The following is a 19,335-nucleotide window of genomic DNA, read 5'->3' on the forward strand; positions in this document are numbered from 1 at the left end:
CCATGCCGACCTCGACACCGACCCTGGACACCGGCCCGGTCGCCGCCTTCCGCCGCGACGGCCGCGAACTCGCCGTCCTCGCCGTGCCGCTGGCCCTCACCCAGCTCGCCCAGGTCGCGCTCACCACCACCGACACGGTGATGATGGGCGTCCTCGGGGTGACGGACCTGGCGGCCGGCGGGCTGGCCCTGGTCATCTTCAATCAACTGCGCACCATGGGCGTCGGCCTGGTCACGGCGGTGGGCAACCAGATCGCGGCCGCCTCGGCCCGGACCGAGTCCACCGACGAGCACGCGCGGGGCGAGGTGCGGGAACTGCTGCGCGCGGCGCTGGCGCTGGCCACCCTGGCCGGGGCGGCCGGCGCGGTGCTGATGGTGCTGATCGGCGAGGCCGTGGGCCTCCTCGGCCAGGACCAGGCCGTAGTGGACCGGATGCGTCCGATGCTGCTGGCACTGGCACCGGGGCTGCTCCCCTGCCTCTGGTTCCAGACGATCCGTCAGTTCACCGTCGGGCTGCGCCGCCCCCAGGCGCTGCTGCGCATCACCCTCGGCTCGGTCGCGGTGAACGCGGCGCTCAACTGGGGGCTGATCCACGGCAGCGGGCCGCTGCCCCGGCTGGGCCTGGCCGGCATCGGCCTCGCCACCACGGCGGTCCACCTGCTGTCGTTCCTGGCGTTGCGCGCCGCGGCGCGCCGCGACCCGGAGCTGGCCCCGATGCTGACCCTGGCCGCCTGGCGCGCCCGGCCCGCGACCGTGCGCCGACTGCTGGGCCTGGGCATCCCGATCGCCGCCACCTACGGCTCCGAGGCGGGCTTCTTCTCGGTCGTCGCGCTGGTCGTCGGCAGCTTCGGCAGCGCCGCCCTGGCCGCCCACACCGCCGTCAACCAGCTGGTGTACATCGTCTTCCAGGTGTCGGTGGGCCTCTCACACGCGGCCTCGCTGGGGGTGAGCCGGGAGCTGGCCCGGGGCCGCCCGGAGGCGGCGCGCCGCACCGCCCGCACCGCGCTGATCTGCGGCGCGATGGTGATGAGCGGGGTCGCGCTGGTGTACGCGACGCTGCCCCGACTGGTGCTGCGGCCCTTCCTGGACGGGGCCGAGGGCGGCGGCGCGGCGCTGGACACCGCCACCGGGTTGCTGCTGGTGGCGGCGGTCCTACAGTACGTGGACTGCGCGCAGAACATCGGCGTGGGGCTGCTGCGCGGGCTCGACGACACCCGCGGCGGGTTCCGCGTCACGCTGGTCGGCTACTGGCTGGTCGGCCTGCCCGCCGCGTGGCTGCTCGGCGTGACCGCCGACCTGGAGACCCTCGGCACCTGGTGCGGCCTGTTCGCCGGCCTGGCCACCACGGCGGCGCTGCTGCTCCGCCGCTTCCACCGCGCCCTGCCGTGACCGAGGGCGCGGCACCGGGAGCGGGGCCGGGGCCGGGGGCCAGCCCGTACGGCCGGAGGCACCGGCCATACGGGCAGGCCCGTCGTACGGCGGACTCCGCTCGTAGCGGGCTCCGTGCGTAGCGGCGGACTCCGTGCGTAGCGGCGGACTCCGTCGTACGGCCCCGCGCGGCGCACCGTCACCGCGCGGGGCCGCTCCACGCCGTCACTCCACGCCGTCACTTCGCGGCGTCGCCGCGCGTTCCCGCCGCGGTCAGCTCCTCGTCGGCGCGGGCGTCTCTGCCGCCCTGGGCGGGCAGCCGGGCGGTGTCGGCCGGCGGGTCGGTGACGCCGAGCAGGTGCAGCAGCGGGCCCGCCATGGCCGTGGTGACCAGCGCCATCACCACCATGATCGCGAACAGTCGGGCGTCGATCACCCCGAGTCGGCGGCCGACGTCGAGGATGACCAGCTCCGTCAGCCCACGGGTGTTCATCAGGACGCCGAACGCGGTGGCCTCGCGCCAGCGCAGCCCGGCCAGCCGCGCCGGGACCATGGCGCCCACCAGCTTGCCGGCCACGGCGACCGCCAGGATCGCGGCCAGTACGGCGAGGTCCGACCAGCCGAGCGAGCCGAAGTCGACGGACAGTCCGGTGACGATGAAGAACACCGGCAGCAGCAGGGTGCCGACCTTGCTCAGCGGCTCCTCGATGCTCTCCCGCAGCCCCTGTCGCAGCTGACGGGGCATCGCCAGGCCGAAGGCGAAGGCGCCGAAGATCGCATGGGTGCCGATCCAGGAGGTGACGTACGAGGAGAGCAGCGCCCCGGCGCCGACCACGGTGAACAGCCGCCCGGCCGCCGCCCGCTCCCCGGCCCGGTGCAGCGCCCAGCGCAGGAACGGACGTACGACGAGGGCCATGACCAGCGCGTAGAGGACGGTCAGCACGATCACCTCGACGACCCGTCCCCCGCCGTCGGCCTCGGCCACGGCGACGACCACGACCAGCAGACACCACGCCATGACGTCCCCGATGGCCGCGCACGCCATCGCCAGCACCCCGACGGGGGTGCGGATCATGCCGCTGTCGCTGAGGATGCGGGCCAGCACGGGGAAGGCCGTGATGGACATGGCGGTGCCCAAATAGAGCACGAAGGCACTGGTGCCGGTCTCCCCGCCGTACTCCGCGGCGAGCAGCACCGCGAGCCCGGCGCCCAGGGCGAAGGGCACCGCCATCGCCGAGGAGGCCATGGAGATCACCGCCCGCTGGCGACCGCGCAGCATGGCGCCGTCCAGTTCCCAGCCCGCCAGGAACATGAAGAGAAGCAGCCCGAGTTGGGCGACCGCGGACAAAAGTGGGCGGGCCTCGTCAGGGAAGATCCGCTGCGGAAGGTCTCCCGGTAACAGCCCCAGCACGCTCGGCCCGAGCGCTATGCCGACGGCGATCTCGCCGATGACCGGGGGCTGGCGCAGCCGGCGGGCCAGGGCGAGCACGCCGGCTCCCGCGAGCAGCACGATCGCGATGTCCGCCATGACGATCGCGTCCAGGGGTAGGGCGTGCGGCCCTGCCATCTGTCCTCCAGGGGTGGGGGGGGGCGACAAGCGCGCGCGGAGGCACGCAGGCACAGTCTGCGGAGGGCGGCAACCGGATTGCCACGCATATGCGCGATGCTTCCCGCCAAAGCCCGGAGAGCACTCGCCTCCGGGCGGTGAGACGTCCGCATCGTGGACGACGGACACCCCGGGACGGCGGACCACGGCCCGCGGCGGCCCCGTCGCGCCCGGATGGCTCGGCCGGGCTGCCGGGGGCACCCCAGAGCGCTAGCCTGAGCCCGAGCGTAACCCTGAGTGACAGCCCATGATCCTCCGCGATCCCGGCGGCCCGTCCGGCCCCACCGGCACCTTCTGCCAATCCCGCCGATCCCGTCGATCCCGTCGAAACCCGCCGATCCCGCCGATCCCGTTGATTCCGTCGATTGCATGGAAAAGTCCCCCACGCGACGCAACCGCTTGCCATGGTCGGCTGTCTAACCCGGCAGAAAAGTCAGGAGAAAGGACCGATCATGGGGGTATTCGCGGCATCGGGCCGCCGTGCGGGGGTCGCCTTGGGCGTGATGGGCATGGTGGTGCCGCTGTCGATCGCGCTGGGCTCCCCGGCGCAGGCGGCCCCGTCCTGCACCAAGGACACCGGGCCGTACCAGAAGCAGGTCGAGAAGTTCCTCGGCCGGCCGGTGGACGGCAGGCAGTCCCGGGGCGACTGTCTGGCGATCCAGAAGTTCCAGACCACCCATGGCATCAGCCCGAACGTCGGCTACGCCGGCTCGACGACCTGGGGCGTCATGAAGCTCATGAACGAGCAGAAGGCGGCCGGCAAGAACCCGAACAAGGCCGGTAAGTGCCCCGTCAACAAGGGCCGCATCGCCTGCGTCGACCTCACCCGGCAGCTGAGCTGGATCCAGGACGGCCGCAAGCTGGTCTTCGGGCCGCTGCCGGTCCGCACCGGCCGGGACAAGTTCGAGACGCGGACCGGCCTGAAGAAGATCTACTGGCGGGACATCGACCATGTGTCGGACCTCTACGACGTCCCGATGCCGTACAGCCAGTTCTTCGACGGGGGCCAGGCCTTCCACTCCATCGGCGGCAGCGTGTGGTCGCCGCCCGGTTCGCACGGCTGCGTCAACATGCGCAAGGCCGATGCGAAGAAGTACTGGAGCCTGCTGAAGAAGGGCGACGACGTCTTCGTGTACGGCCGCAAGCCCGGCACGTGACATCGCGCGGTGGACGGCGGCCCGGCCGGCGACGCCCCGGCCGGGGCGCCCCGGCCGGTGTCCCCGCTCCGCCGGGCGGCCTAGGCCAGCGCGTGCCCCGTGGTGCTGTCCACGTGGTCCGGGATCTCCCCCTCGTGGCGGTCCCCCGTCGTCGGCGTCCCGGTCGGTTCGAACATCAGGATCGATCCGCCGGGCGACGAGGGCTTGTGCTCGGTGCCCTTCGGAACGACGAAGGTGTCGCCCTTCCGCAGCACCACCGTCGTCTCCCGGCCGTCGGCGTCGCGCAGCGCGATGTCGAACCGGCCGTCCAACACCAGGAAGAACTCGTCGGTGTCCTCGTGCACGTGCCAGACGTGCTCTCCGAGGGTGTGCGCGATCCGCACGTCGTAGTCGTTCATCCGGGCCACGATGCGGGGGCTGTACACGTCCGCGAAGGACGCCAGGGCCTCGGTCAGGTTCACGGGTTGGGCGTGTGCGTTCATGTGATCGATCTTCGCCGCGGCCGGCGGATCCGTCTTGTACGGAGGTGCGCCCGCGGCGGGTCAGACCGCCGCGCCGCCGAACTCGCTCACCGCGTTCTCCACGATCGTGTTCAGCCGCGCGTGGTGGGCCCCGCGCCAGTAGACCCGGTCGCACTCGGTGCACTCGGCGAAGACGTCGTAGGTGGAGCGCGTGCCATGCTCCAACCGGTCGCCGACCTGCTCCTTGTCGGTGTCCCGGAGCCGGCCGTTGCAGGCGGTGCAGCGCGTCCAGGGGGCGAGGTCGGGGGCGAAGCGGCCCAGGACGTCCCGCAACTGCTCGTCGGGGCGGTCGCTGTAGACGTACGCCCCGGCCCAGATCTCGCGCCGGCGCAGCAGCCCCCGGTCGCGGGAGAGCAGCACCCGGCGCTGCTCGGCGGAGCGGGCGGCCAGCGCCGCGTCGCCGATGTCCTCGCTCTCGTACGCCGCGTCCACGCCGAGCAGTCGCAGCCGCCGGGCGAGCGTGCCCAGGTGCACGTCGAGCAGGAAGCGCAGCGGGGCGCCCGGCACCCGCTGCGGCCGGACGACGGCGTGCACCTCGACGACCTCGCCCGCGCGGGGCACATGGGAGACCGTCGCCTGCCGGCCGTCGACCAGCAGCCGGCCGACCTCGGTGAGCGGAACCCCCAGAGATTCCACGACGTGCCCGAGGGAGGAGGCCCCGTCCGTGCGGACGCTGGTGCGCTCACGACGCCGCTCGGGCACGGCGAAGAGACGCAGCTCAGGGGCGAGGGAAAAGTGGATCTCTGGTCCGTTCACACTGCCAGGATGCCACCTCACAGCACCCTCCACCTGCGGTTTTCGCCAGTGGTGAGCACCTCACGGCACACCGTGGCGTCGCCGCGGGCGGGTGGGAGCCCGGGTGCGCTCCGCTCCGCGTACGGCGCGTCACGTACGGGAGCGGAGCGACACCGGGCGCGTCAGGTGCGGGGAGGCCGGGCCACGGTGGGAGGCCCCACGCGCACGGCGAGTGCGGGCGTCACAGCCCGCGCAGCCGCTCCATATCGCGCCGGTCGCGCTTGGTGGGGCGTCCCGCGCCCCGGTCGCGAACGCCGAGTGCCGCGATCTCCTCGCGCGGGGGCGGCGGCGGGGAGTTGTCGACGTAGCACTGGACCGCCACCGGCGCCCCGACCCGCTTGCGCACCACCTTGGCGACGACCACGATCCGCTCCCGCCCGGCGTGGAAGAGCCGCACCTCGTCCCCCGCCTTGACCGCGTGGGCGGGCTTGACCCGCTCGCCGTTGACCCGCACATGGCCGCCGCGGCACGCCGTGGCGGCCAGCGAACGCGTCTTCGTCAGCCGCACCGACCAGATCCAGCTGTCGACCCGTACCGATCCGTCGGTCCCCTCGTCTGTAGCCATGCCCCCGACCCTACGTCGTCCGGGCCCGCGGCACTCAGAGGCGGATCTCCGGTGGGAAGCCGGTCCAGCGCAGCTCCTCCGGGAGGTGCCCCATGTCGTTGGCGAGGAGCACGGCGGACGGCCGGCCGGGGGTGTAACGGATCACCGTCAGGGAGCCGTTGCCGTGGTTGAGGCCCACCCAGCGCCAGTTCGGGGCCTCCAGGGCGGCGCGCACCAGCCAGCCGATGACGAAGTTGTGGGTGACGACCAACTCGTGGCGCGGCGTGTCGCCGGACACCGGGCCGGCGAACCGCTCCAGCGCGGCGCGGGCCACCGCGGGCCCCTGCTCCCGCTCCTCCGCCGGGAAGCGATGGACGAAGCCGAGCACGAAGTCGGCCACGTCGGGCGGCAGCTCCGAGCGCTTGGGCACCTGCGGGACGCAGTCGGCGGCCTCGGCCGCGGGCGCCACGGGCACCCCGTCGAGCTCCGCGCCGACCAGGCGCGCGGTCTCCGCGGCGCGGGGCAGCGGGCTGTGGTGGACCGCGGTCAGCGGCGCGCTCCGCAGCCGCCGCCCCAGCAGGACGGCCTGGCGGCGGCCGTTCTCGGTGAGTCCGCTCTGGTCCGGGAGGGCCTCGCCGTGCCGGGCGAGGTAGAGGGTTCGGGTGGCCGTTCCGTCCATGGGCCCGATCATGCCAGGCGACCGGGGCGCGGGCAGGCAGAATGGCGACATGTCACGACGCAGCTCACGCCCCCGGCGCGGCACCGCGCCCGCCCAGCCCGCCGGGCGCACCGCCACGCCCACCGCCCCCTCCGCCTGCCCCTGCGGGCTGCCCGCCGCCTACCAGGAGTGCTGCGGCCGGCTGCACACCGGGCAGGGCGTGGCCGCCAGCGCCGAGGCGCTGATGCGCTCCCGCTACAGCGCGTTCGTCGTGCGGGACGAGGCGTACCTGCTGCGGAGCTGGGATCCGCGGACCAGGCCGGAGCGGGTGGACTTCGACCCCGGGCTGCACTGGGATCGGCTGGAGGTGCTGGAGACCACGGACGGCAGCGCCTTCCACACCACGGGCACCGTGACCTTCCGGGCGCACTACCGCCACCGCGGTCACCCGGGCGAGATGGAGGAGCAGAGCCGCTTCGCGCGGCACGACGGGGCCTGGGTGTACGTCGACGCGCTCTAGCGGGCGCCCAGCCGCAGCCCTTCCGGCCGGGGCTCCACCGGTTCGTCGCGGGCCCGGGCCCACAGCGAGCGGATGTGGCCCAGGTGCCGGGCCATGCACGCCTCGGCGCCCTCCGCGTCGCCGGCCAGCAGCAGGTCGAGGAGTTCCAGGTGCTCCTCGGCCGAGGGCAGCAGCTCGCCGCGCTCGTCCAGGCCCGTCAGGCCGTACAACCGGGAGCGCTTGCGCAGCTCGCCGACGGTCTCCACCAGGCGCTCGTTGCCGGCGAGGCCGAGCAGGGTGAGGTGGAAGCGGCGGTCGGCCTCCAGATAGCCGATGAGGTCGTGCTCGCGGGCGGCGCGGACGATCTCCTCGGCGACCGGGCGCAGCGCCTCCAGGTCCTCGCGGGCGGCGGTGCGGGCGACCCGGCCGACCGTCGGGACCTCGATCAGGGTGCGGATCTCGGTGTACTGGTCCAGGTCCCGCTCGCTGACCTCGGTGACCCGGAAGCCCTTGTTGCGCACCGGCTCGACCAGGCCCTCGCGGGCCAGGTCGAGCATCGCCTCGCGGACCGGCGTGGCGGAGATCCCGAAGTCGGCGGCGAGGCCGGGCGCGGAGTAGACCGAACCGGGGCGCAGCTCGCCCGAGATGAGCGCCGCCCGCAGGGCGTTGGCCACCTGGTCGCGCAACCGCTCCTGGGCGGTGATGAGATTGCGCTGTTTGAGATCGCCCATGTCCCGGCCTCCGTGCTTTCGCGGAGCACCAGAGTACAATGTCACGTTTTCCCGGTTACCTCCGGCGCCGCAAGCCGGGCTCCTACCTGGTCGAGGTCGGCCTGTGCGAGGAAGGCGAAAGTCACATCGCCGTCAGCACGCGAGCGTGCGCGGCGGCCAGTGCGACGCGCACTGCCCGGTCTGCGGTCGTCTCGTCGACCGGCTCGCCGGTGAACACGAGCCGGAAGTAGATCGGCGCGGCGAGGGCCTTGAGGAGTTCGGCGGGGTCGGTGTCCGCGGGGAGTTCGCCGCGCTCGATGGCTCGGGTGACAACGGGTTCCGCCCGCCGGAACCGGTCGTCGAAGAGCGCGTGCTTGATTTCGGCGAGCCGGGGGATGCGTACGGCGTCTGAGAGGACCGTGGTCAGCAGGGCCCGGCCGGCTTGCGTGGTCATGGCGGCGACGAGGGAGCGGGCCAGCGCGCGCAGGTCACTCTCCACGGCCCCGGTGTCGGGGATCGGGATGTCTGTGGCGAAGTGGCCGGCCAGCGCGTCGGCGACAAGGCCGTCGGAGTCTTTCCAGTTCCGGTAGATCGTCGTCTTGTGTACGCCGGCCCGTTGGGCGACGCCTTCGACGGTGAGCGCCGCATACCCGGTCTTGGTGAGCTCGGTGATGGTCGCCTCCAGCACGGCGGCGCGCATCTTCTTGCCTCGCCCGACAGCAGGGGCACGCTGTGAGGACGACCCGACGGAATCCATTGCAACTCCAGGTTGCGTTGATGGCGGAACATGCGACAGGATCAGAATATCGCAACCTTGAGTTGCAATGTGGCTGTGCTCTTTCGGGCCGCAGGCACTCCCCTGACCCATGGATCGAGGCCCCCATGACCCGCGACTCCCGGGCAGCCGCCCGAGCCTCACTGTCCGACCACGACGCCGCAGCCGAGTGCAGCGATGCGTACGGCCCTCGCCTGATCGGCCATCGCTCCGCGAACTCGGTGCCGCGAACGGTTCCGCGCATGAGCTGGACGCCGGATTCCATCCCTGACCAGTCGGGTCGACTGGTCGTTGTCACCGGCGCCAACAGCGGCATCGGATACGTCACCGCTCGTGAACTCGCCCGTCGCGGCGCCCATGTCGTCCTGGCCTGCCGCAACCGTGAGCGCGGACGGGACGCGGTGGAGCGGCTGCGAGCCGAAGTCCCCGGCGCCCGCACCGAACTGCGCATGCTCGACCTCGCCGACGTGAAATCCATCCGCGGTTTCGCTGAGGGCTGGAGCCACGACCGGCTTGACCTCCTGGTCAACAACGCCGGCGTGGCCATGGTGCCGTTCTCCCGGACCGCCGACGGCTTCGAGTCCCAGTTCGGCATCAATCACCTCGGCACGTTCGCGCTCACCGGCCTCCTCATGCCTCACCTGCTAGCCGCCGCCGACCCGCGCGTGGTCACGGTCAGCAGCGAGGGCCAGCGATTCGCCCGATTCGACATGACCAACCTCAACGCCGAGCACCGCTACCGCGCGGCGTTCGCCTACGTGCAGTCCAAGCGGGCGAATCTCTACTTCGCCATGGAGCTGCAGCGAAGGGCCGATGCCGCCGGGCTGAGGCTGCGCAGTATGGCCGTCGCCCCCGGACTCACGCGCTCCAACGTGCTCACCGGCGGTGCCCACAGCACCCGAGGTCGCGTATACGGAGTCCTCACTCGCCTGCTCTTGAACGTCGCCTTCCGTCCCACACCAGAGGGCGCCAAGACCTCCCTGTACGCCTCAACCGTCCCCGATCTGCCCGGGGGGAGCTACGTCGTGCCCGATGGGCCGTTTCAGCTCCGTGGCGAGCCCGTCCTCCGCAACCGGGAACGCGCCATCCAGGACGCCTCTACGGCCCACCGGTTGTGGGTGCTCTCGGAACAGCTCACCGGCGTGCGCCACGCGGGCCTCGCAGAAAGCCTTCTCCCCCACGACGACGCCGAGTGGACCGGCCGTTCACCATCCTGAAGTGACCGCCGGGGACATCAGCGCCGGCGACGACGGCGAACTGTGGCCGCCCGGCTGTCACCTGGCATGGCCACTGCCGAGGTCATCCGCGAGCGCCCCCATCCACTCCTCGATCGCGTCGGGGGTCCGGGGCAGCGCGCCGGACATCAGCCGGGCGCCGTCGGCGGTGATGACCAGGTCGTCCTCGATCCGCACCCCGATGCCGCGCAGTTCGGCCGGCAGTGTCTCGTCGTCCGGCTGGAGGTACAGCCCCGGCTCCACCGTGAGCACCTGCCCCTCCGCCAGCACCCCGTCCAGATAGGTCTCCGCGCGGGCCCGCGCGCAGTCGTGCACGTCGAGGCCGAGCATATGACCGCTGCTGCACAGGGTGTAGCGCCGGTACAGGTCTCCTTCCGGGTCCTTCAACACGCCCCAGTCGGCGAGCCCCTCGGCGATGACCCGCATGGCCGCGCGGTGGAAGTCCCGGAAGCTCGCGCCGGGGCGCAGCGCCGCGATGCCGGCGTCCTGGGCGGCCAGCACCAGTTCGTAGACCCGGCGCTGGACGGGTGAGAAGCGGCCCGAGAGCGGCAGGGTGCGGGTGATGTCGGCGGTGTAGAGGGTGTCGGCCTCCACTCCGGCGTCGAGCAGCAGCAGTTCGGTCGGGTCGAGCCGGCCGTCGTTGTGGGTCCAGTGCAGGACGCAGGCGTGCGCGCCGGAGGCGGCGATGGTCTCGTAGCCGGTGCCGTTGCCCTCGGCGCGGGCGCGCAGTCCGAAGACGCCCTCGATCCAGCGTTCGCCGCGCGGATGGGACAGCGCCCGCGGCAGGGCGCGGACCACGTCCTCGAAGCCGGCGACGGTGTGGTCGACGGCGAGTTGCAGCTGGGCGACCTCCCAGGCGTCCTTGACCAGCCGGAGTTCGGCGAGGGCGGCCGCCAGCTCGGGGTCGCGCGAGGAGTCGCGGCCCGGCGGCAGTCGGTCGAGCCCGTCGAGGGGGGCGCAGCGGATGCCGGTCTGCCGCTCGGCCTCGGCCAGGTCCGGGCGGCGCCCCACCCAGAACTCGCCGTAGCGGCGGTCGCGGTAGAACTCCTGGCCGGCGCGCGGCGATCGAGGCCGCAGATACAGCACCGGCTCGTGCCCCGCGGCGCCGTCGGGCTCCAGGACCAGCACATGCCCGGCCTGGTCGGCGCCGGTGAGCCCGGTCAGCCAGGCGTAGCCGCTGTCCGGACGGAAGCGGTGGTCGCAGTCGTTGGAGCGCACCTTGAGTTCACCGGCGGGGATGAGCATCCGCTCGCCGGGGAAGCGGGCCGAGAGGCGGGCGCGGCGGGCGGGGGTGACGGCCGCGGCGGGCAGCCGGAGGTCGCCGGGCAGCGGGGCGGCGACCCAGCCCCGCCCCATGAAGTCGGCCAACTCCGGGGATATGGGCAGGTCATGGCTGCTGGTCTGGATGTGCGAACGCTCGGTCATCGGCGGGCCTCCCGGACACAGGTGGGTAACGGAGATGCGGAGTCGAAGCAGACGGGTTGTCAGTAACATTTCACATTACTATGTTACGGGTCACATTCCAGAGCCGCGCGGCACATTCCCCGTGCCGACCCCGCGGCGTCCATCGACGCGCCACCAGACCAACTCCCCACCCCACACCAGGAGTCAGTGGTGTCCCACCTCCCTCACATCGGCACGACCTCACGCAGATCCACCCGGGCGCGCACACGCGCCACCGGCCGCGGCGGCGTTCGCGGCACCCTCGGCACCGGGCTGCTCGCCGCGGCCCTCTCCCTCGGCTGCGCCCTCCCGCTCGCGCCCGCCGCGCAGGCCGCGCCCACCACCCCGGCGGCCTCCGCTCCGGTGGCCTCCGCCCCGACGGCCGGGGGCGACGAGCACGCTCCGACCGCCGGGGGCGCCCCGACGGCCGGCCGCGCCGCGCCCACCGGCGACGCCCACCCCTTCGACCACGCCGAACACCGCGCCACCGCCCCGACCGTGACCACCGTCGCGCCCCTCCCCCGCGGCGGCCAGCGGACCCTCGACGGCATCTCCCGAGGCCGTACACCCGGCGACATGTCCACCGCCAAGGCCCCCCGTTCCACCGCCCGCCCCGGCGGCGCCCCCTGCACCCTCGACGGCGTCACCGGGCTGTCACCCCAGGGGCTCGCGGACTTCCTCACCGACCCGGCGGTCACCGCCGACGGCTGTCTGCGCGGCCTCATATGGACCTGGGACGCCCGGCTCGCCCCGGTGATGTCCGACGCCCACGTCCAGGCCGTCGCCGGCCGCGCGGCCGCCCTCTCCCCCGGCCACGACGGCACGGACCGCAGCCACCTCTACGAGCTGTTCACCTATCTGCACGCGGCCGCGTACCACGACTTCTCGCGCGACGAGATCGACCACACCGACGCCCCCACGGTCGACGCGGTCCGCGGGGCCGTGGCCGCCTTCGGCTCCGCCGCCCGCACCTTCGAGGCCACCCGTGCCAACGCCGTGACGCTGCGCGAGGCGCTCTACGCCGCCAGCGCCCCCGGGCTGCGCCACCACCAACTGCCGCTGATCAAGCGCACCCTGGGCACCATGGCGCCGGGCGCCGCCACCGCCGGCGACCGGGACTGGGCGGGCGCCGTCCTCGCCGCGCTGTCGGTGAACTACCTGGGCGTCTACCCCGGTAACAAGGACACCGCCTTCCACACCGCGGCCGCCGCCGACGCCGGCTACCGCGCCGCCTTCCAGCGGTTCGGCGGCTACTCCCACCTCAAGGGCACCGTCAACGCCTGGGTGGCCCGCGACGCGATGAGCGAGTACGGCCGCTTCGGCCAGATCGAGGGCCTCAAGGGGGGCGTCGTCACCGACCTCGGCGCGCTGCTCACCACCACGAAGAACAGCTTCGGCGAGTTCTCCGCGCCCTGGGCCAGCGTCGCGAGCTGGCTCAACTTCTTCGAGGCGTGCGCCCCGTACGGCGTGTGCAAGAAGGACATAGAGAACCGGCTGTTCCCGAACACCTTCACCTACGACAAGGGCGCCATCAAGGTCCGCACCGGACTGTCCAAGGCCACCGTCGACCAGCTCTACTACGCCAGCAAGCAGGTCAAGGCGCAGTTCCACCGGGTGCTCGGCACCAGCCAGCCGCTGGCCGGCGACCCGAACACCACCCTCAACATCCACCTGTACGCCAGCCGCGCCGACTACGAGGTCTTCCACCCGCTGCTGACCGGGATGGGCACCGAGAACGGCGGCGTCTACATCGAGCGGGGCGCCACCTTCTACACCTACCAGCGACGGGTGCCGCAGGACTCCACCCTCACCCTGGAGGAGCTGTTCCGGCACGAGTACACCCACTACCTCAACGGCCGCTTCGCGGTGCCCGGCTTCTTCGGCGAGGGGCACTGGTACGAGGGGGACCGCACCACGGCCATGGACGAGGGCACGGCCGAGTTCTTCGACGGCGCGACCCGCGACGACGGCATAGCGGTGCGCAAGTCCCTGGTGCGCTCGATCATCCAGGACACCTCGGGCGGCGGCCCGCGGATGAGCGTCGCGCGGCTGCTCCACGCCACCTACGACGGCGACGGCTTCCGCTTCTACTCCTACGCGGGCACCTTCTTCGAGTTCCTGTGGCGGGAGCGGCCGGCCGAGCTGCGCACCATGTACTCCCTGCTGCGCGCCGACGACCCCGCCGGCTTCGACGCCTGGCGCAACCGACTGGGCGCGGACCGCGGCCTCCAGCAGGCGTACGACGCCTTCCTGGACCAGCAGATCGCCCACGTCGACGACCTCTTCGTGCCCAACACCACCTTCGTCCCCGTCAGCTCGCTGAAGTACCACCGCGCCGACGACGTCCGCATGCGGCTCCAGAGCGCCACCGGCGCCTACCCCAGCTGTGGGGACAACGGTGAAGCGGCGGGCAAGCGCCGCTTCACCTGCACCGGCCGCATCACCGCCAACCTGCGTGACGCGGCCGACCCCGGACAGGTCTTCAAGGACATGTCCGAGACCGTCGACTACTTCATCCTCGACCGGTCCCGGCCCGCGGCGAACAACTTCGCCGACATGAACTGTTCCTTCGGCTCGGTCGAGATCTGGTCCAACGGCCGGGCAGGCTCGGCCGACTACAGCTGTGAGGGGCCGCTGCGCGGCTGAGGGTCATCCCGAGGTCCCACAGTTGTTGCAGCTCCACCTACCGTCGGGGCCCTGGATCACCAGGGCCCCACACCTTGTGCACGTCACGACAGCCTGTCCCTTCGTTTTTCAGCGCTATCGGGAAAGACGCAGTGGCGGCGGTTCAGGCTGCCTCCGCGAGCGATTCAGATGACGTAAAACCGCCGTGGCGGTCGCACGGCCGTCCCGGACGGCCGTCGCGGCCGACGCGGTGGGGCGAACCACGGCGCCCGCCGCGAAGACCCCGGGGATCGAGGTGCGGAAAGCGGCGTCCACGGCCGGTCCGAGGGTGCCGGGATCGAGGGCGATCCCGGCGCTCCGGGCCAGCTCGTGCTCCGGGATCCAGTCGCCCGCGAACACCACCGCGTCGCAGCCGAGGATCGCGGTCGCGCCGTCGCCACGCCGCAGGCCGATGGATTCCAGCCGGTCCCGTCCGGTCAGGCCGGTCACCGTGGCGTCGGTCAGCAGCGGGAAGCCCAGCCATCCGCGCACCGCCCGGTCGAGGGCGGCGCCGGCCGGCGGCCGGGGCGCGTCGGTCACCATCGCGACGATCACGACACCGGCCTGACGCAGCGTCAGCGCCGCCCGGTAGCCCGCCCGCTCGGCCCCGACGACGACCGCCCGCCGGCCGATCGGCTGGCCGTACCCGCGCACCGCCCGCTCCACCTGCCCGGCGGTGAACACGCCCGGCGGCCGGCCGCCCGGCACCAGCCGCGCGGCGCGCGGCCGCTCCCTGGCCCCGGTCGCCAGCACCACCGCCCGCGCGGTGATCCGCTCCAGCCCACCCGGGCCGGTGAGGTCCACCGTGAGCGGACCGGCCCACCCGGTGACCGTGACCCCCGTCCGCACCCGGGCGCCGGCCCGCGCCGCCGCCTCGGCACGCCGCCGGACCGACGCCCTGCCGCCCGGCGGCAGACCCGCCGCGACGGCCGCGAGCCCCGACCACGGGGCGCGCCGCCGCACTCCCCCGACCACGGACTCCCGCTCCACCACCTCCACCGCGCCCGCACCCCACGCGGCGAGGGACGCGGCCGCCGTCAGCCCGGCCGGCCCCGCGCCGACGACGAGGACGTCGACCGTACGCGCCACGGGCTCGGCATCGGGGGCGGCGTGGGGGACGGCGTCGGGAATGGTCGCCTCGGGAACGGTCGCCCCCACGGTTCCGGCCGCCGTTCCGGCCGCGGTTCCGGCCGCGGTTCCGGCCGCGGCGCCGGGACGCTCCGGCCGCGCGCCGGCCTCCAGGAGGGCGCGTACGGTCGGGCCGCAGAAGGTGCCCTGGCAGCGGCCGGCGGTCGCGCGGGTGCGGCGGCGCAGCCCGGCGGCTGAGACGGGCGGCAGCGGACCGGCGAGGGCGTCGCGGATCTCGCCCAGGGTGACCCGCTCGCAGTGGCAGACGACCTGCCCGTACGCGGGGTCGGCGGCGATCGACTCGGCGCGCTGGTAGGGGCGTGCGGACGCCTCGCCGCTCCCCGGCATGCGCTCCGGGCGCGGCCCGGTGTCCGGGGCCCCCGGCTCCAGCCCGGCCTCGGTGAGCAGCCCGGCCACGTGCGCGGCGATCGCCAGCGAGGCGGTCAGGCCGGTGGAGCGGATGCCGCCGACGGTGAGGTAGCGCTGCTCGGGGTGGCTGCGGATGCGGTAGTCGTCCAGTCCGGTGGCGGCGCGCAGCCCGGCGTACACCGCGGTGACCTCCTCCGCGAGCAGGTCCGGCAGGATGCGCGCGCCGTGGGAGCGCAGGAAGGCGAGCCCCTCGGCCGTGGTGCCGGTGGCCCGCTTGTCGTCCAGGTCCTCGGCGGTGGGGCCCAGCAGCACGTTCCCGTGGACGGTCGGCGCCACCAGCACCCCCTTGCCGAGGGCGGTGGGCACCGGCAGCAGGATGTGGCGCAGCAGGGCGCGGGCGGGCTTGTCGAAGACGATCAGCTGGCCGCGGCGCGGAGTGACGGTGAAGTCGGCGTGGCCGAGCAGCCGGTCGATGTCGTCCGCGTACAGCCCGGCGGCGTTGACCAGGTACCGGGTGCGCAGCGGGCCGCGGCCGGTGGCGAGCTCATGGCCCTCGTCGGTGGTGCGGACGTCCGTCACGCGGCAGTCGAGATGCAGTCCGGCGCCGTGGCGCAGCGCCTCGGTGGCGTAGGCGAGGGTCGTGGTCCACGGGCAGATGACGCTCTCGCCGGGGATCTCCAGCGCGCCGAGCGCGCCGGGCCCCAGGTGCGGCTCGCGCCGGCGCAGCTCCGTGGCGTCCAGGAGCCGGGTGTCGGGACGGCCGTTGCGCCCGGCCTTGTCGGCGAGCGTCGGCAGCGCGGCGCGCTGCTCCTCGTCCCAGGCGACGAGCAGCGCGCCGGTCCGCTCCACGGGGATGCCGGCCTCGGCGGCGTACGCCGTGAGCAGCCCGTACCCCTCGCGCACCAGGCGGGCCTCCAGGGTGCCGGGGGTGGCGTCGAACCCGGTGTGCAGGATCGCGGTGTTCGCCTTCGAGGTGCCCTCGCCGACGTCGCCGGAGGCGTCGAGGAGCGCCACCCGCAGCCGGCGACGGGCGAGTTCACGGGCGATGGCGGTGCCGACGACGCCGGCACCGATGATCGCCACGTCGTGGACGCCGTCCGGCAGTCCGCCGCTGGTCGTTACGGTCATGGGTTCCTCGCGTGGTGGTGCGTCGGGGAGGTACGGCCGGCCGGTACGAACGGCACGACCGGTACCGGCGGTGGGGGCGGTCAGTGCGGGTCGACGGGCGACGGGCTCCGGTCGGTGAGCCCGGACGTGGTCGCGTCCCGCTCCAGCACTCCGGCCACCGCCGCGCGGAAGGTGTCGAGGCGCTCCGCCGCCTGGTCCGGGCCGATACGGGGTTCGTAGACGGCGGCCGGACGCCAGGCCGGGGCGGCCTCGTCGGGCGTCAGCCCCGGGTCGAGGCCCAGCCGGGCGGCGGCGGCCACGCCCAGCGCGGTGACGTCCGGCAGCGCGGAGACCTCCACCGGTCGTTGCAACAGGTCGGCCTGGGTCTGCATGAGCAGCGCCGAGCGGGTCAGGCCGCCGTCGACGCGCAGCCCGGTGAGCGGGGTGCCGGTGTCGTTCGCGACCGCGTCGGCGAGGGCGACGACCTGGGCGGCGATCCCTTCGCACAGGGCGCGGACCAGATGGCCGGGGCGGGTGTCGAGGCTGAGGCCGGTCAGCGAGCCGCGGACGTCGCCGCGCCACCAGGGGGCCGCCAGTCCGGCGAGCGCGGGGACGAAGGTGACGCCGCCGGCGTCCGGCACCGCGCCGCCGACCGCGTCGAGCTGGTCGGCGCCGCTGATCACTCCGAGGTCGGTGAGCCAGCGGACCGCGGAGGCCGCGGTGTAGACCTGGCCGTCGAGGCAGTAGTCGGTGCGGCCGCCGAGCCGCCAGGCGACACAGCCGGCCAGCCCGGAGGCGGAGCGGTGGGGGCGCCGCCCGGTCTGGGCGAGCAGGAAGGCCCCGGTCCCGTAGGTGCACTTGGCGGTGCCGGGCTCGGTCACCCGCTGGGCCAGCAGCGCCGCCTGCTGGTCGACGAGCAGCCCGGTGAGCGGGATGTCGGAGCCGAAGGCGGTGGTGGTGCCGAACACCCCGGCGGCGTCCACCACCTCCGGCAGCGGCTCGCCGTCGAGCCCGAACAGGTCCAGGGCGCGCGGGGACCAGGCGACGCGGTCCAGGTCGAGCAGTTGGGTGCGCCCGGCGGTCGCCGCGTCCGTGACGAACGCGCCGGTCAGCCGGTGGACCAGCCAGGTGTCGCTGGTGGTCACGGCGCCCTCGCGGGTCAGCCGGCGGCGGATCCAGGACATCTTGGGCGCCGCGAAGTACGGGTCGAGGGGCAGCCCGGTGAGCTCCCGCAGCTCCTCGGCGTGCGGGGCGAGTTCGGCGCAGACCGACTCCGCCCGCCGGTCCTGCCAGACGATCGCGTCGGTCAGCGGGTCGCCGGTGGTCGGGTCCCAGGCGAGCACCGTCTCGCCCTGGTTGGCCAGCCCCACCGCGGCGACCGGCTCGCCCGCCCGCGCCAGGGCGCGCCGCCCGGCGTCCAGCACCGAGGACAACAGCTCGGCCGGGTCGACCTCGACCCGCCCACCAGGGCCGTAGCGGGGCCGCACGGGCGCCTCGGCGGAGCCGATCACACCGCGCTCCGGGCAGACGACCAGGGCCTTGGTGCCCGAGGTGCCCTGGTCGACGGCGAGTACCGGGCGGGTCTGACCTGTGGTCATATGCCGGGGCTCCTTTGCCTTGCGCGGGTTGCTATAAGTGCTGGAGTGAGTAACCTCCGTAGCCGGCATCGACTCTAGACTGCGCCGGGGCAACGACCCCACCCCGTCGATCTTGAGGAACCATGAACGACAGCGAGTTCCGGCCGGTCTACCATCCGGCGGGCCACGACCACGGGTTACGCATCGCGATAGAGGACCTGCGGACCGGGCGCTGGATGTCGATGCGGGAGCTCCTGGCGCAGACCGTGGACCCGGGGCTGTGGACCCAGCGCACCCAGGTCCTGGCGACCGCGGCCGCCGGGACCAATGTGGTGGCCGCCTGGCGCGCGGAGGAGCCGGAGAGCGTGGCGGTGCTGGTCATGCACGCCCGTGTCACGGTGGAGCGTGCGGTGCGCGCCCGACGCGAGGGGCACCGCAGAACGCGGGAGTTATGGCAGGAGGCGTGGGAGGCGTGTCAGGTGGCCGCCCACAACGCGCCCGACGACCCGGTGCCGTGGGTGTGTCTGCTCGCGCTGGCCCAGTTGGACGGCCGGCAGCGGCTGCCGGAGCACCGGCTGGCGCCGCCGGAGGCGATGCTCTTCCCCGGCCCGTGGGGGCTGTTGCGCGAGGCGCACCGTCGCGACCCGTTCAACCGCGAGGCGTACCACCGGATGCTGCAGTTCGTCTACGCCCGGCGGACCGGCGGGCCACTCGCCGAGGCGGTCAATTTCGGCCAATGGGTGACCTCGTGCGCGCCCCCGGGTTCCGCGCTGCACGCTCTGCCGCTCTACGTCCACGTCGAGCGCTACCGCGAGGAGCACCGCCCGCGGCGGGCGCTGGACCTGCACTGGACCACGGACGAGGCGGTTCGGGACGCCCGGCTGGCGCTGCGCAACTGGTTCGACGCCGCCGATCCGGCGTCCCGTTCGCTGCTGGATCTCAGCCATCTGGCGCACGCGCTGTGGGGCGCGCTCCGATTCGCCGACGCGGCTCGGGTGTTCGCGGCGCTCGGCCCGTACTACACCCCGCCCCCGTGGAACTGCCGCGCCACCGGCCGTGACCATCCGGACGGGGCGGAGGAGGTCTTCCTCCGGGCCCGCGCCCGCGCGTTCGCGGCGTCACCCGAGGCGGACTCCGGCCCGCGCGGCTGACCGCGGCCGGGCTCCGCGCCGCGCTCTCG

16 protein-coding genes and 1 pseudogene are annotated in these 19,335 nt (G+C 73.7%); 6 read left to right on the forward strand and 11 right to left on the reverse strand.

What is annotated here, in order from left to right:
- Window positions 1-2 precede the first annotated feature (2 nt).
- Window positions 3-1,388 (forward strand): MATE family efflux transporter, encoded by a 1,386-nt coding sequence (locus CD790_RS15535; protein WP_144383824.1) that lies wholly within the window; start codon window positions 3-5, stop codon window positions 1,386-1,388.
- Between the two features lie 217 nt (window positions 1,389-1,605).
- Here CD790_RS15535 and CD790_RS15540 read toward each other — a convergent pair whose 3' ends face one another.
- Window positions 1,606-2,934 carry a cation:proton antiporter gene (locus CD790_RS15540; protein WP_144383825.1) on the reverse strand — a complete coding sequence of 443 codons (1,329 nt, stop codon included), beginning with the start codon at window positions 2,932-2,934 and terminating at the stop codon, window positions 1,606-1,608.
- A gap of 491 nt (window positions 2,935-3,425) precedes the next feature.
- Here CD790_RS15540 and CD790_RS15545 point away from each other — a divergent pair, with 491 nt between their 5' ends.
- Window positions 3,426-4,130: a L,D-transpeptidase gene (locus tag CD790_RS15545; protein WP_144383826.1), complete on the forward strand. Its 705-nt coding sequence runs from the start codon at window positions 3,426-3,428 to the stop codon at window positions 4,128-4,130.
- An 80-nt stretch (window positions 4,131-4,210) separates the two neighbouring features.
- On the opposite strand, the gene CD790_RS15550 is transcribed toward CD790_RS15545, so the two are convergent.
- The 4 genes from CD790_RS15550 to CD790_RS15565 all read right to left on the reverse strand — a co-directional run bounded on the left by CD790_RS15550 (window position 4,211) and on the right by CD790_RS15565 (window position 6,669).
- Window positions 4,211-4,612: a cupin domain-containing protein gene (locus CD790_RS15550; RefSeq protein WP_144383827.1), complete on the reverse strand. Its 402-nt coding sequence runs from the start codon at window positions 4,610-4,612 to the stop codon at window positions 4,211-4,213.
- Window positions 4,613-4,672: 60 nt separating this feature from the next.
- A complete protein-coding gene (locus CD790_RS15555) occupies window positions 4,673-5,407 on the reverse strand; it encodes a Mut7-C RNAse domain-containing protein (protein WP_144383828.1) in 735 nt (244 codons plus the stop codon).
- 220 nt (window positions 5,408-5,627) lie between these two features.
- The gene (locus CD790_RS15560; RefSeq protein ID WP_144383829.1) at window positions 5,628-6,011 is read right to left on the reverse strand and encodes an RNA-binding S4 domain-containing protein; all 384 of its coding nucleotides are present in this window, start codon (window positions 6,009-6,011) and stop codon (window positions 5,628-5,630) included.
- Between the two features lie 34 nt (window positions 6,012-6,045).
- Window positions 6,046-6,669 carry a histidine phosphatase family protein gene (locus CD790_RS15565; protein WP_144383830.1) on the reverse strand — a complete coding sequence of 208 codons (624 nt, stop codon included), beginning with the start codon at window positions 6,667-6,669 and terminating at the stop codon, window positions 6,046-6,048.
- Between the two features lie 49 nt (window positions 6,670-6,718).
- Between CD790_RS15565 and CD790_RS15575 the strand changes: the two genes are divergently transcribed.
- Window positions 6,719-7,168: a YchJ family protein gene (locus CD790_RS15575; protein WP_186319036.1), complete on the forward strand. Its 450-nt coding sequence runs from the start codon at window positions 6,719-6,721 to the stop codon at window positions 7,166-7,168.
- On the opposite strand, the gene CD790_RS15580 is transcribed toward CD790_RS15575, so the two are convergent.
- Window positions 7,165-7,878 carry a GntR family transcriptional regulator gene (locus tag CD790_RS15580; RefSeq protein ID WP_144383831.1) on the reverse strand — a complete coding sequence of 238 codons (714 nt, stop codon included), beginning with the start codon at window positions 7,876-7,878 and terminating at the stop codon, window positions 7,165-7,167. The genes CD790_RS15575 and CD790_RS15580 overlap by 4 nt on opposite strands.
- A 121-nt stretch (window positions 7,879-7,999) precedes the next feature.
- Window positions 8,000-8,557 carry a TetR/AcrR family transcriptional regulator gene (locus CD790_RS15585; RefSeq protein WP_144383832.1) on the reverse strand — a complete coding sequence of 186 codons (558 nt, stop codon included), beginning with the start codon at window positions 8,555-8,557 and terminating at the stop codon, window positions 8,000-8,002.
- 317 nt (window positions 8,558-8,874) lie between these two features.
- On the opposite strand from CD790_RS15585, the gene CD790_RS15590 reads away from it, so the two are divergent.
- Window positions 8,875-9,849, forward strand: coding sequence for an oxidoreductase (locus CD790_RS15590; RefSeq protein WP_144383833.1), 975 nt, complete (start codon window positions 8,875-8,877; stop codon window positions 9,847-9,849).
- A gap of 57 nt (window positions 9,850-9,906) precedes the next feature.
- Here the strand turns inward: CD790_RS15590 and CD790_RS15595 are convergent, their stop codons facing one another.
- Complete coding sequence (locus CD790_RS15595) at window positions 9,907-11,292, reverse strand: aminopeptidase P family protein (RefSeq protein ID WP_144383834.1); 1,386 nt, start codon at window positions 11,290-11,292, stop codon at window positions 9,907-9,909.
- Between the two features lie 291 nt (window positions 11,293-11,583).
- Here CD790_RS15595 and CD790_RS15600 point away from each other — a divergent pair, with 291 nt between their 5' ends.
- On the forward strand, window positions 11,584-13,956 hold the full coding sequence (locus tag CD790_RS15600; protein WP_144384095.1) for a collagenase: 2,373 nt from the start codon (window positions 11,584-11,586) through the stop codon (window positions 13,954-13,956).
- A gap of 114 nt (window positions 13,957-14,070) precedes the next feature.
- Here the strand turns inward: CD790_RS15600 and CD790_RS35185 are convergent, their stop codons facing one another.
- From CD790_RS35185 to CD790_RS15610, 3 genes and pseudogenes are all read right to left on the reverse strand, one after another.
- Complete coding sequence (locus tag CD790_RS35185; RefSeq protein ID WP_260867642.1) at window positions 14,071-15,132, reverse strand: NAD(P)/FAD-dependent oxidoreductase; 1,062 nt, start codon at window positions 15,130-15,132, stop codon at window positions 14,071-14,073.
- 69 nt (window positions 15,133-15,201) lie between these two features.
- Window positions 15,202-16,599, reverse strand: a pseudogene (locus CD790_RS35190) (FAD-dependent oxidoreductase); the annotation flags it as partial.
- A gap of 80 nt (window positions 16,600-16,679) precedes the next feature.
- Window positions 16,680-18,176 carry an FGGY family carbohydrate kinase gene (locus tag CD790_RS15610; RefSeq protein WP_144383836.1) on the reverse strand — a complete coding sequence of 499 codons (1,497 nt, stop codon included), beginning with the start codon at window positions 18,174-18,176 and terminating at the stop codon, window positions 16,680-16,682.
- A gap of 122 nt (window positions 18,177-18,298) precedes the next feature.
- On the opposite strand from CD790_RS15610, the gene CD790_RS15615 reads away from it, so the two are divergent.
- Window positions 18,299-19,306, forward strand: coding sequence for a hypothetical protein (locus tag CD790_RS15615; RefSeq protein WP_144383837.1), 1,008 nt, complete (start codon window positions 18,299-18,301; stop codon window positions 19,304-19,306).
- Window positions 19,307-19,335: the final 29 nt, after the last annotated feature.

The organism is Streptomyces sp. SAJ15, from assembly GCF_007595705.1.
Taxonomy (GTDB): Bacteria; Actinomycetota; Actinomycetes; order Streptomycetales; family Streptomycetaceae; genus Streptomyces.